This window comes from Streptomyces sp. RG80 (assembly GCF_040446465.1).
Lineage (GTDB): Bacteria > Actinomycetota > Actinomycetes > Streptomycetales > Streptomycetaceae > Streptomyces.
This window is the reverse complement of the sequence record NZ_JBEAAJ010000003.1, coordinates 667,884-680,588: the sequence shown is the minus strand read 5'-3', so window position 1 is coordinate 680,588 and position 12,705 is coordinate 667,884. Positions and strand designations below refer to the sequence as shown.

General features: G+C 72.6%; 11 protein-coding genes. 3 read left to right on the top strand and 8 right to left on the bottom strand.

Going from position 1 to position 12,705, the window contains the following annotated elements; genetic code table 11:
* Positions 1–122 precede the first annotated feature (122 nt).
* Entirely contained in the window at positions 123–881 is a 759-nt protein-coding gene (locus ABKA17_RS13130) for a hypothetical protein (protein ID WP_353692164.1), read from the top strand.
* A 116-nt stretch (positions 882–997) separates the two neighbouring features.
* Complete coding sequence (locus tag ABKA17_RS13125; RefSeq protein ID WP_353692163.1) at positions 998–2,566, top strand: CocE/NonD family hydrolase; 1,569 nt, start codon at positions 998–1,000, stop codon at positions 2,564–2,566.
* A 47-nt stretch (positions 2,567–2,613) separates the two neighbouring features.
* On the opposite strand, the gene ABKA17_RS47935 is transcribed toward ABKA17_RS13125, so the two are convergent.
* The 3 genes from ABKA17_RS47935 to ABKA17_RS13110 all read right to left on the bottom strand — a co-directional run bounded on the left by ABKA17_RS47935 (position 2,614) and on the right by ABKA17_RS13110 (position 4,208).
* Positions 2,614–2,823: a hypothetical protein gene (locus ABKA17_RS47935; RefSeq protein ID WP_502994216.1), complete on the bottom strand. Its 210-nt coding sequence runs from the start codon at positions 2,821–2,823 to the stop codon at positions 2,614–2,616.
* A gap of 108 nt (positions 2,824–2,931) precedes the next feature.
* Positions 2,932–3,675, bottom strand: coding sequence for an amino acid ABC transporter ATP-binding protein (locus ABKA17_RS13115; RefSeq protein ID WP_353692162.1), 744 nt, complete (start codon positions 3,673–3,675; stop codon positions 2,932–2,934).
* Positions 3,676–3,800: 125 nt separating this feature from the next.
* Positions 3,801–4,208 (bottom strand): DUF6278 family protein, encoded by a 408-nt coding sequence (locus ABKA17_RS13110; protein WP_353692161.1) that lies wholly within the window; start codon positions 4,206–4,208, stop codon positions 3,801–3,803.
* A gap of 204 nt (positions 4,209–4,412) precedes the next feature.
* Between ABKA17_RS13110 and ABKA17_RS13105 the strand changes: the two genes are divergently transcribed.
* A complete protein-coding gene (locus tag ABKA17_RS13105; RefSeq protein ID WP_353692160.1) occupies positions 4,413–6,161 on the top strand; it encodes an SGNH/GDSL hydrolase family protein in 1,749 nt (582 codons plus the stop codon).
* Positions 6,162–6,173: 12 nt separating this feature from the next.
* Here the strand turns inward: ABKA17_RS13105 and ABKA17_RS13100 are convergent, their stop codons facing one another.
* From ABKA17_RS13100 to ABKA17_RS13080, 5 genes are all read right to left on the bottom strand, one after another.
* The gene (locus tag ABKA17_RS13100; RefSeq protein WP_353692159.1) at positions 6,174–6,953 is read right to left on the bottom strand and encodes an exodeoxyribonuclease III; all 780 of its coding nucleotides are present in this window, start codon (positions 6,951–6,953) and stop codon (positions 6,174–6,176) included.
* A gap of 30 nt (positions 6,954–6,983) precedes the next feature.
* Complete coding sequence (locus tag ABKA17_RS13095) at positions 6,984–7,619, bottom strand: MBL fold metallo-hydrolase (RefSeq protein ID WP_353692336.1); 636 nt, start codon at positions 7,617–7,619, stop codon at positions 6,984–6,986.
* A 73-nt stretch (positions 7,620–7,692) separates the two neighbouring features.
* Positions 7,693–8,991: a bifunctional 3-oxoadipate enol-lactonase/4-carboxymuconolactone decarboxylase PcaDC gene (gene pcaDC, locus ABKA17_RS13090; RefSeq protein ID WP_353692158.1), complete on the bottom strand. Its 1,299-nt coding sequence runs from the start codon at positions 8,989–8,991 to the stop codon at positions 7,693–7,695.
* Between the two features lie 97 nt (positions 8,992–9,088).
* A complete protein-coding gene (locus ABKA17_RS13085; protein ID WP_353692157.1) occupies positions 9,089–10,084 on the bottom strand; it encodes a hypothetical protein in 996 nt (331 codons plus the stop codon).
* A gap of 143 nt (positions 10,085–10,227) precedes the next feature.
* A complete protein-coding gene (locus ABKA17_RS13080) occupies positions 10,228–12,201 on the bottom strand; it encodes an SWIM zinc finger family protein (protein WP_502994215.1) in 1,974 nt (657 codons plus the stop codon).
* Between the last annotated feature and the right edge of the window lie 504 nt (positions 12,202–12,705).

Below are 12,705 nucleotides of genomic sequence, written 5' to 3'. Positions count from 1 at the left end.
TCCGCGCAGCGTAACCAGAACACCGGGGGCCCGACAGCCCCATTCAGGGCACCCGACATGAGAACGCCACACTTCGAACACCGGTACGTACCAGCCATGTCGGCCCGCTAACATGCGCGCCCATGAATGACGACGTGCGCAACATCGTCCTGGGCGTGCTGGCGGCGGGCATCAGCGCCGCACTCGGCTGGGTGGCCCGCACCTATCTGTGGAAGCGGAAGCTACGGCGGAAGCAGGCCTTCTTCGGGCTGCCCGACAACTCCGAGTCCCTGCTCGTCGTCAACCGTGACGCGGGCAGTCCCGACCTGGCCGTCCACCGTTACGACGTCTTCGCCCTGCTGGAGCTCTCCGCCCTCATCAAGGACTGCGGTGCGCACGCCGAGGTCATCACCCAGGACGCGGCCCGGCAGGGCTTCGGGGAGCGCACGGAGTTCTGCGTCGGCGGTCCGGGCTCGAACCGGCGGATGGCGGCGCACATGCACGCCATGCTGCCCGGGGTGCGGGTGAACACCGACCCCGAACCGGGCCCGGACCGGCTGGCGTTCCAGATCGGCAGCGAGCGCTACCGGATGGAGAAGGGGCTGTCCGAACACGTCCTGCTGGCCCGGCTCACCGCCGGACAGCCCGGACTGACCCGGCCGGTCTTCCTGTTCTGCGGCCAGACCGCGATCACCAACCAGGCCGCCACCCGCTATCTCGCCCGCAACCACGAGCGCCTGGCCCGCAAGTACGGCAACAACGCGTTCGTGCTCCTGCTCAAGGTGGTCAACTCACAGGCGTACGGGCCGGACGTCGCCGAGCTGGTCGCGGACGTGACGCGAGCCGCACAGGCTCCCCTGCCGACACCCGCGGCTCCTCGCAACTCCCACCGCGCCTCCTGAATTCATTCACATGACAACAATCGTTACTGGCACGTAACTTACCGACGGGTTACCTAGGGTAAGAGCCCGAGGTTACCGTCTGGTCACTTTGCACTGACACGAGTGAGGAGTGACCTGTGGGACACGATCGCAAGGCCCTGCGCACCACCGCCGTGGGCGTCGCCTCCGCGACCCTGATCGCCGGTGGCGTCCTCGGTGCAGCCCCCGCCGCACAGGCCGCCGGCAACGGCGTCCGGTTCGTCGACATCTCCGGCGAGGGCGGCACCGTCCTCAAGGCGAACGTCGTCACCCCGGCCGGCGCCGACGGCAGCCGCACCTACCCGCTGCTCGTGCTGCCCACGAGCTGGGGCCTGCCCCAGGTCGAGTACTTCGCGCAGGCCCAGAAGCTCGCGGACTCCGGCTATGTGGTGCTCAGTTACAACGTGCGCGGCTTCTGGCAATCGGGCGGGGAGATAGAAGTAGCGGGCCCGCCCGACATAGCCGACGCCCGCAAGGTCATCGACTGGGCGCTCGCCAACACCCCCGCGGACGCCCGCAAGGTCGGCATGGCGGGCGTCTCCTACGGCGCCGGGATCAGCCTGCTCACCGCCGCCCAGGACAAGCGCGTCAAGGCGGTCGCCGCCCTCAGCGGCTGGGCCGACCTGATCGACTCGATCTACTCCGGCCGCACCCAGCACGTCCAGGCCTCGGCCCTGCTGGACGGCGCGAGCCTCGTCACCGGCCGCCAGAGCGCCGAACTCCGGGAGATCTTCGACAACTTCTACGCCTCCGACCTGTCCAAGGAACAGGACATGATCAATTGGGGGAAGAAACGTTCAGCCGCTACCTATGTGGACCAACTGAACAGCAACGGCGCAGCGGTCATGATGGCCAACGCCTGGGGCGACTCGATCTTCCCGCCCAACCAGTACGCCGACTTCTACGAGAAGCTGACCGGCCCGAAGAGACTGGAGTTCCGCCCCGGCGACCACGCGACCGCCGAGCTGACCGGCCTGCTCGGGCTGCCCAACGACGTGTGGACCGACACCGAGCGCTGGTTCGACCACTACCTCAGGGGCGAGGACAACGGCATCGACCGCGAGCAGCCGGTCCAGCTCAAGTCCCGTTCGAGCGGCGGCTACGAGGGCTACCCGGACTGGAAGTCGGTCGGCGCGACCACCAGGAAGCTCGACCTCTCCGGCACCACCACGATCCACACGAACGTCGACTCGGGCGCCGACGGCGGCATCGTCTTCCTGTCCAGCATCCTCGACCAGCTCGCCCAGCTGCCCCCGGTCGCCTCGATCCCCCTGCTCCCCCGTGCCTGGGCGGCCGTCTGGCAGTCCGGGAAGTACCCGACGGCCCAACAGGTGCGCGGTACGGCGAAGTTGCACACCACCGTCACTCCGACCAAGGAGAGCGGCACCCTCGTCGCCTACCTCTACGACGTGGGGCCGCTCGGCCTCGGCAAGCTGGTCAGCAACGCGCCGTACACCTTCCACGGGCAAACGCCCGGCAAGCCGTTCGGCGTCGACCTGGAGCTGTACTCCACGGCCTACGACGTCCCGGCAGGGCACCGGCTGGCCCTGGTCGTCGACACGGTCGACCCGCTCTACATCGAGCACAACCCGTCCGGCGCCAGGCTGACCTTCTCCTCACCGGCGAACGACCCGTCGTACGTGTCGATTCCGCTGCGCGAGCAGTGATCTCCGGCCGGCGCCGGGCGGGTATGGCTCTGTGAGCTGCCACCCCCCTACGGTCTCGGGGCCGTGGGGGGACCCCCACCAGGCGACAGCGCCCCGGGGGCGGCCGCGCGGACGTCCACGGCCCCGACGCAGATCGGCGAGAGCACCAACGCCACCGGGATGAACGGCACATCGTAGTCGAGCCCCGGCGCGGCGAGCCCGTCGGCATGGCGCAAGCCCTCGCCTTCGCCGAAGAAGCGTCCCGTCGATACGTTCATGAGCCGGCCCGGTGGCGGTCGAGCGCGGGCGGCGTCGGCGCGGGCACGTGGGACAGGACGGTGCCGACGCGCACACCTGCGGTGCGGAACATGGTCGCGCTCCCCCGGTCAGTGCTTGAGGATCTTGGAGAGGAAGTCCTTGGCGCGCTCGCTGTTCGGGTTGGTGAAGAACTCCTCGGGGGCGCGGTCCTCGACGATCCGGCCGTCGGCCATGAACACCACGCGGTTGGCGGCGGAGCGGGCGAAGCCCATCTCGTGGGTGACGACGACCATGGTCATGCCCTCGCGCGCGAGCTGCTGCATGACCTCCAGGACCTCGTTGATCATCTCCGGGTCGAGGGCCGAGGTCGGCTCGTCGAAGAGCAGGGCCTTGGGTTCCATGGCGAGGGCGCGGGCGATGGCCACGCGCTGCTGCTGGCCGCCGGAGAGCTGCGCCGGGTACTTGTCCGCCTGCGAGGCGAGGCCCACCCGGTCCAGCAGCTGACGGGAGCGCTGATCGGCCTCGTCCTTCTTGCGCCGCCGCACCTTGGTCTGCGCGAGCGAGATGTTCTGCAGGACGGTCTTGTGGGCGAACAGGTTGAAGGACTGGAAGACCATGCCGACCTCGGCGCGGAGCCCGGCGAGGGCCTTGCCCTCTTCGGGCAGCGGTTGTCCGTCCAGCTGGATCTCGCCGGAATGGATGGTCTCCAGCCGGTTGATCGTCCTGCACAGTGTCGACTTTCCCGACCCTGACGGGCCGATGACCACGACCACCTCCCCCTTGCCGACGGTGAGGTTGATGTCCTGGAGGACATGCAGCTCCCCGTAGTACTTGTTGACGTCACGCAGCTCGATCAACGGATCGACGGCCATGCCCAGCCCTACCCACTCTCAGCTGTGTCGCGGTCGCCGCAAACTATCCAGACAAGAGTGGAGTTAATACACGACACGCACTTTTCGGGCATTAGCCGTATTTACGCCCCGCTTATGTGAGCGCACTAGGACTCCGCCACCTCGGCGTACAGCTGGGAGAGTTCGGGCACCCCGCTCGCCGCCCACTCGTGACCGTCGGCGACCACGTCGAACTCCCGGCCGGAGGCGAGCCGGATCACCGGCTGCCCGTCGGCCCGGATCTCCCACCGCGCCCCCTCCACGGTCCGCACGATCACCGTCCCGAGGTACAGCCCGGCGTCGTTGCCGAGCCACTCCAGGACCTCCGCGTCGTCCCGCCAGCGCGGCACCAGCTGATCCAGTGCCTCCAACGAGGCCGCGGTGTCGTCGAGTTGGACACCGTCGCGGTGCGCCTGGTGGCGCAGCAGCTCACACTCGGAGAGGAGTTCGGCGATGCCCTCGGCGTCGTGCGCCTCGGGCTCCTTGCGCCGGCCGCCCAGAAAAGGGATCTTCATACGCCCAGCGTGTCATTGGCATGCGCCCCCGCACCACAGGCGCGCGCGTGCGGTCGATTCGGGGCGACTTCACGCCGAGTTCGCGCATGGCTCGTTGACGCGTCACCGCCGCCTCCCTAACTTCACGGAGCGTCTTCGGTCGCGTTCCGAGCAGTGGTGAACGGTCTGGTACGGGGGGAGTCGGTCGTGCGCCGAGGTGTACGGATGTCCGCGGTCGTCCTCGCGCTGTGCGCGGCGCTGGTGCCGGCCGGCCCCGGGCAGGCGGCGCCGCCCGCCGCGCCGAGCGCGGAACCGCTGCCTCTGGAGCGGCTCTTCGACAACACGGCGGTCAGCGACGACGAGCGGCCCGGCGAGGCGGACTTCGACGGCTCGGGCGCCTCGCTGTCGGCGCGGGATCTCAACGCCGCGGGATGGACGCCCGCCCGGGCCCTGACCGTGCAGGGCGCCCGCCTGACCTGGCCCCGCGCGAAGGCGGGTGCGCCGGACAACGTACGGGCCGCCGGGCAGTCCGTGCGCGTCGGTGGCCGCGGCGACGCGCTCGCCTTCCTGGTGGCGGGCACGGCCGGCACCGACGTGACCGGCTCGGGCCGGATCTCGTACGCGAACGGCGGTGGCTCCGCCTACCGGCTGACCGTGCCCGACTGGCGCACCGGCCCGCTCGCCACGAAGGCGGTCGCCCTGCCCCATGTGAACACCCCCGAAGGTCAACTCACCGAGAGGGCCCGGCTGTACGTCGTGACCGTGCCCTTGGTGCGTGGCCGGGAGGTCGCCTCGGTACGGCTGCCCAACTCGCCCGCGCTGCATGTGTTCGCGGTGTCCGTGCGCGCCACCACGCCGGGCTGGACCGGGAGTTGGGCGACCGCGACCGCCGGACACCCGACCGTGGGGCCGTGGCACGACCGGACGCTGCGGCTCGTCGTGCACACCTCGGTGGGCGGGCCGCGGGTGCGGCTGCGGTTCGACAACACCTTCGCCGCGTCGCCGGTCCGGATCGGGAGCGCCACGGTGGCGGTGCAGGCGGTGGGCGCGGCGGCGCGGGAGATGCCGGTGCCGGTGACCTTCCGGGGAGCGGCGGCGGCCGAGGTGCCCGCCGGGGCCCAGGTGTTCAGCGATCCGGTCGACTTCCAGGTGCCCGCGGACGCCGATCTGCTGGTGAGCTTCCATCTGCCGGGCACGGTGACGGCGGCGCCGGTGCACCGGCTCGCCCAGCAGCGGTCGTACGTCAGCGAGCCGGGCGACCACACGGCGGACGGCTCGGCGTCGGCGTACACCACCGTGATCACCAGCTGGCCGCTGCTGACCGGCGTGGACGTGGGCGGCGGGCCGGGGTCCGTGGTGCTGCTCGGGGACTCGATCACGGACGGGGACCGGTCCACCGTGGACGCGAACCGGCGCTGGCCCGATGTGCTGGCCGACCGGCTGTCGGCGCAGGACGTGGTCCCGCACTACGGCGTGCTCAACCAGGGGATCTCCGCGAACCGGGTGGTCCTCGACCGCTATCCCGGTGACGGGGTCTCCACCGACACGGGCGGGGTGAGCGCCCTGCACCGGTTCGACCGGGACGTCCTCGCGCAGACGTCGGCGCGTACGGCGGTCGTCTTCCAGGGCGTCAACGACGTGCGCTGGGGGACGACCGCGGACGAGCTCATCGCGGGGCTGCGGGAACTCGCCGACCGCGGTCACGCGCGCGGACTGCGGATGCTGGCGGCGACGATCCTGCCCTGCGAGGGCGAGGCCCGCTGCACGGCCGCCGTGGACGCCGAGCGGGTCGCGGTGAACGCCTGGATCCGGGACGCCGACCGGTTCGACGGCGTCCTCGACTTCGACCGCGTGGTGCGCGACCCGGACCGTCCGGCCCGGATGCTGCCCGCCTACGACAGCGGGGACCATCTGCATCCGGGGGACACGGGTCTCGCGGCCCTGGCCGAGTCCGTGGACCTCGGGCTGCTCTGAGGGCGGTGGGGCCTACACGTCCAGGTCGACGACGACCGGCGCGTGGTCCGAGGCGCCCTTGCCCTTGCGCTCCTCGCGGTCCACGTACGCGTCGGAGACGGCCTTCGCGAACGGCTCGTTGCCGTACACCAGGTCGATGCGCATGCCGCGGTTCTTGGGGAAGCAGAGCTGGCGGTAGTCCCAGTACGTGAAGGGGTGGTCGTACTTCAGGGGGCGCGGGACCACGTCGGACAGGCCCGCCTCGCGCAGGGAGGCGAGGGCGGCGCGCTCGGCCGGGGTGACGTGGGTGAGGCCCTCGAAGGCGGCCACGTCGTAGACGTCGTCGTCGGTCGGCGCCACGTTGTAGTCGCCCAGGACCGCGAACGGGCGGCTGCCGGCCGCGTCGCCCGCGACGGCGGCCTTCAGGGCCTCGAACCACTGGAGCTTGTAGGCGTAGTGCGGGTGGTCGACCTCGCGGCCGTTCGGCACGTACACCGACCACACCCGGACCGGGCCGCAGGTCGCGGAGATGGCGCGGGGCTCGGGGGCGCCGTCGTAGCCGGGGTCGCCGGGCAGGCCCTTGACGACGTCCTCCAGGCCCACGCGGGAGATCACCGCCACGCCGTTCCACCGGCCCGTGGCGTTGACCGCCGCCTCGTAGCCCGCCTCGCGCAGCTGGTCGAACGGGAACTGCTCCTCGGCCAGCTTGGCCTCCTGGAGGCAGAGCACGTCGGTGCCGCTGCTCTCCAGCCAGGCCACGAGCCTCGGCAGGCGGGCGGTGATCGAGTTGACGTTCCAGGTCGCGATGCGCATGCCTGACAACCTACCGGGCCCCGCTGACACTCACAGAGTCGTGCTCTCCCCCGGCGCGAGGCGCAGGTGCTCGGAGCCGCCGAGGGCGCCGATCTGGTTGTCGTAGATCGGCCGGGCGAGGTCGGTGAGGAGGGCGTCGTGGATGTCGTAGGCCCGCTGCGGCTCGACCTCACGGACGTAGTCGATCACCTCGGAGATCTTGCTCCAGGGGGCCATGACCGGCAGCATCAGCGTCTCAACGGCGTGGTCGGGGACGGTGAGGGCGTCGCCGGGGTGGAAGACGCGGCCGCCGTCGACGAGGTAGCCGACGTTGGTGATGCGCGGGATGTCGGGGTGGATGACGGCGTGCAGTTCGCCGTGGACCTGGACGTCGAAGCCGGCCGCCGTGAAGGTGTCGCCGTGGCCGACGGTGTGCACCCGGCCGGGGAAGGCGGCGGAGATCTTCTCCGCGACGGACCTCAGGGTCCAGATCTCGGTGGCGGGGTCGACCTCCATGGCCGCGCGCAGCCGCTCCTCGCTGAAGTGGTCGGGGTGTTCGTGCGTGACGAGGATCGCGTCCGCGCCGACCGCGGCGTCCGCCTCGCTGAACCCTCCGGGGTCGAGGACGAGCGTGCGGCCGTCCTTCTCCAGGCGGACGCAGGCGTGCGACTTCTTCGTGAGCTTCATGGCGTCCATCCTGCCTCCTGGAAGGGGCGCCGGGGCTGCTCAGCCTGGTGGTTGAGCTGCCCGGCTGCGGTGCTCACTCCTCGGGGGTCGTCTCCTCGCGGATGACCTGCTGGGCCACCTTGAAGGCGCTGTTGGCGGCCGGCACCCCGCAGTAGACCGCCGCCTGGAGGAGCACCTCCTTGATCTCGACCGGGGTCAGGCCGTTGCGCAGGGCGGCCCGGACATGGAAGCCGAGCTCCTCCAGATGCCCGCCCGCGACCAGGGCGGTGAGCGTGACACAGCTGCGGGAGCGGCGGTCGAGACCGGGACGGTCCCAGATCTCGCCCCAGGCGTAGCGGGTGACGAATTCCTGGAAGTCGCCGGAGAACTCGTCCGCCTGCGCCAGCGCCCGGTCCACATGCGCGTCGCCGAGCACCTCGCGGCGCACCTTGATCCCGGCGTCGTACGGGTCGGGCCGCCCGCCGCCGAGGAACGGCGCCGGTACGGCGGGCGCGATCTCGGCGATCGGCGCGCTCTGCGGCGGCGCGGCCAGCACCGGCTTGACCGGGACCGCCGGGATGGCCATCTGCCCGGTGGTGGAGTCGAACGCGGGCTGCCAGGCGGTGGAGAAGTGCCGGACCAGCAGATCGGTGACGGCCACCGGCTGTTCCACCGGTACGAGATGGGAGGCGCCCGGCACAACGGCGAGCCGCGCGTCCGGGATGCCCGCGACGAGCGTGCGGGCCTCCGCCGGGCCCGTGACCTGGTCGTCGGAGCCGACGAGGACGAGGGTGGGCACCCCGACCCGGCTGAGGTCGGCCCGTACGTCGAAGGCGGCGAGGGCCTCGCAGGCGGCGATGTAGCAGCCCGGGTCGGTGGTGCGGACCATCTGTACGGCCCAGTCGGTGATCGCGGGCTGCGCGGCGGCGAACCCGCCGGTGAACCAGCGGTCGGGGGAGGTACGGGCAATGGGGTCGAGCCCGTTCGTCCGCACGATCACGCCCCGCTGCCGGAACTCGTCCGGCGTGCCGAATCTCGGCGAGGTGGCGATCAGCGCCAGCGAGGCGATCCGCTCCGGGTGCCGCAGGGCCAGCTCCAGACCGACCGCGCCACCGAGCGCGCAGCCCGCGTAGCCGAAGCGCTGGATGCCGAGCTCACCGAGGGTGGCGAGCAGCCGGGCGGTGAGATCGCCGACCGCGCCCGCGGGGTGGGCGGGGGCACCGCCGTGGCCCGGCAGATCGAAGCGGAAGATCCGCCACTGCTTGGCCAGCTCGGGAACCTGGCGGTCCCACATGTGCCACGTCGTGCCGAGCGAGGGGCCCAGGATGAGGACCGGGGCGTCGTCCGGGCCGTCGAGGCGGTACTGGAGGGCGGGGGTCTGCGTCTCACTCACCGCCCCACGCTAACCGCCGTTTCCCGCGGCCGGGTCCCTGGGCCCCCACTCCCCACACCTGGCTCCCTCACATCGGTGGCGAACCCTCACAGTGCCTTCACCGAAGGACGGGGACGGGGGCCGTGCCGCGGACGGTCACCCCGAACCGGGTCCGCATCCTTCGCATCTCCCACAGCGAGACGGCCGTCACCGACAGCGGTCCGCCCAGCAGGGAGCAGAACTGCACGACCGGCGGACCCTGCGGCATACCGCTGTCGATCACGTTGAACAGCGCGAGCACCCACACCAGCGCCACCGTCACCACGGGCGGCAGCATCGGATGGACGTGGGCGGTGTTGAAGGCGCTGCGCGCGGAGTACAGCGACGCCAGGAGGAAGAAGGGAATGCCCCAGGCCAGCACGGCCAGCCCCGTGAGCCCCACCACAAAGCCCTGCCACCCGTGCAGGTCGGTCTTGGCCGCCTGTCCGATTCCCAGGAGGGTTCCGACGAGGACGATCACGGTCAGCAGATACCAGCCGACCGCCTTCAACGGGGCATGGAGTCTGGAGTGCAGATGGGGCCGCAGATGCGCGGGTGCGTAGAACACGAAGGCGAGGATGACCAGCGGGCCGCCGACGATCAGCAGGACCGGGGCGATGAGCATGTTGGCGACGCCGCCGGTCGCGGCGTCCTCCCAGCCGTCCTTCTCCGCTCCGTAGGCCAGGAACAGCGCGACCGTGGCGACGGCGCCGAGCACCGTGCGGGCCACCTGGACGCGATCCACGGTGCGGTCCTCGATCCGGCCGTCGCCCTCCTGCACGAACAGGCGGGTGGCGACGCGGTGCGCGGAGCGGATGATCGCGGTGACGAGGTAGGGCGCGGAGAGGAACCACAGACGGCTGCGGCGGCGCGGCGCGCGCGTGGGCGCGGGGGCCGGCGGGACGTAGGGGTAGGGGTTCTGCGGCGGGTACGGGTTCTGGGGCGGGTACGGGTTCGGCCCCTGGGGCGGTACGTACGGGTTTCCGGGCGGCCCTGGTGGCGGGCCCCAGCCCTGGCCTCCCGGTCCGTTGCCTCCGGGCTGTCCCGTGGTGGGACCCCATCCCCCCGTTGCCATGCCGCTTCCCCCGTTCGTTCTCTGCCGGTCGCCGTGGTGCGCGGCGCCATCGCGGCATCTTAGTGACCTGTGAGGCCCTTGCTCCCACACACCCTGTGCGAACTGTGTGTGGCCGTTGTGTGAAACGTGCCCCGTGAACCGGGTCAACCTTCCGGCGAGACCCCGAGGCCCGTCAGGGCGCCGACCGGATCGAGGTCGGGAGTGCCGCGGGGCCACCAGTCGTCGGCGCCGGGGTCGGACTCGTAGGCGTACCACAAGCCGTCGCGGCCCAGGCGGAGTTGGACGTGGCCGCGGGGGTGGGTGAGGCGGTTGCGCCAGGGGCGGAAGGCCGGGAGGTCGGCGGCGAGGAGGAGCGGGCGGGCCCGGTCGAAGCGGCCGGCCGGCGGGTCCCAGGGTTCTTCGAGGACGGCGAGGCCCTCGAACCCGCCCTGCCGCCAGGCGGCGACGGCCCGTGCCAGGTCGGCCGGGGTGCGGTCGGCCGCGGCGGCGAGCGAGGCGTAGAGCGAGCGGGTGGCGGCGGTGAGGCCGGAGCCGGGGCGGGCCGCGGCGAGCCGTACCGCGTCCTGCCAGAGTGTCAGTTCGGCGACCGGGTCACGTCCGGTGGCGAGCAGCGCGTGTGCGCGTGCGGCGGCGTCCGTGGCCAGCTGGTCCAGCGCGAAGGGGTCCGGGCCGCCCGGGGCCGCCGGGTAGACCGGTGGCTGCTCGGGGTGCGGGGGCGGCGGCAACGGGGCGGGCAGGGGCGGGAGTCGGCGGGGGGCGAGGGCGTCGGTGGCGCGTACGCCGGGGAGCGGCGCCGGTCCCTTCTCCTGGGCGGCGCGGGCCGCGCGGGCGGCGCTCAGCCGGGACAGCGCGTCGAGCAGCTCGCGTTCGCCGCGGCCGCGCAGCAGGAGCAGGACGAAGGGGTCGGCGTCGAGCAGCCGGGCGGTCTGGTAGCAGAGGGCGGCGGCGTGTTTGCAGGGGTGGCCGCGGTCGGGGCAGCTGCACTGCGGTTCGAGGTCGCCGGGTCCGGGCAGCAGCCGGACGGCGCCCTCGGCGAGCGAGTGCGGCATCTCCTTGTCGAGCAGGGCGGCGATGTGCCCGGTCCGCTCCGCGGCGGCGTCCAGGAACCGCGCCCAGTCGGCGTCGTCGAGGGTCCGCAACCGCACCTGTACGCGGTACGGCCGGGGCCGGCTGCCCTGCACGTACGCGAGGACGAGGCCCGGCGTCACCGTGATGGCGTCGACGTTCCCCTGCTGCGCGTAACCACGCCCGCGTGCCAGCCGCTTGGCGTCCAGGGCGCCCTCTTCCAGTGCCGCGACCCAGGCGTTGCCCCACCACGTCTCGGCGAACCCGCCGTCGTCGGCGGCCCGGGAGGTGAACGCCGGGAAGGTGCGCCGGAGTTCACCGTCACGGCCGGGGGCGGCCATGGAGCGGGGGTGGCGGGGCGCGGCGGCAACGTGCGCGGGATCGGTGCCGTAGAGGTCGGGGGCGGTGGGGGGCCACTCGGCCGAACTCGCCTGATCCGGGGCGGGGTCGGTGTCCCGGCCCGTCGACTCGTCCGGCTCGTCGGGCATGCGGAAGGCGTCGGCCGTCAACTCCCGTACGGCACGCGCGCGCTCGGCGGCGGTACGGCCGCGGCCACCGATCCCCGCCATCGGCGCGGCGGCAGGTCCCGTACGGCGTTGCCGGGCCCCGCCCGCCTGCCCCTCGCCGGTGTCGTCGGGCCGGAGCCGGCGCGCCTCCTGACGCGCGGCACGCAAGGCCTCCCGCACCCGGTCCGCGGGCCGCGCACCCTGCCGGGCGCCTTCACTGTCCTCGGCGGCCGGGGTGGGCCGCGTCTCGGCGTCTGGCGAAACGGTCACCTGACCGGAGTCATGGTCGGACGCGTTTCCGGCACCGCCGGTCGGCGTGGTGCCATGGGTCGACGCATCCCCGTCCCCACGGGTCGACGCCTCACCGTCCCCACGGGTCGACGCCTCCCCGTCCCCACTCGTCAACGCCTCACCGGCACCGCCGTTCGGCGCATCCCCGAACCCACGCGGCAACGCATCCCCGGCCCCGCCGGTCGACGCACCCCCGGTCCCGCCGGATTCACTCGCCGGAACCCGACGCTCGCCGGCCCCAAACGTCGGTGCCATGCCGTTCTCGCCCGTCACCTCGGCCGAAGGACGATCCCCGGTGTCCGGGACATCCGCCTCGCCCTCGCCGCCCCCGGGCGGCCCTGCCCCAACTCCGGTCCCTGCCCCCGCCCCCGCAGCACGCCGCTCGGCCATGGCGCGCCGCAGGGCCGCGCGGGCTCCGTCGGCCGGGCGGGCCTCGTGGCGCTCCGGCTGCCGCGGCTCCGGTGCCTCCGGTGCCTCACCGTGGCTCTCGTCGGGCTCCGCCCCGCTCCCCCTCCGCGGCTCCGACCCGTCGTCGGCGGACTCCCCAGGTGCCCCTTCGCCACCCCCGACCCGCTCACCCTCCGGTCGGCTCACCGCAACCGTCAGCTCGCGCGCGGGGCCGTCGGGTGCCGCCGGAACCCGCGGCGCCCCGCTGGGGTCCTCGGGCACCGCGCCGGACTGCAAGGGCTGCGTCGGCTCCTCCCCGGCGGGACCCGGTCGCCCAGGGCCCCGTGCCTCGGTCCGTCCCTGTTCACCGCG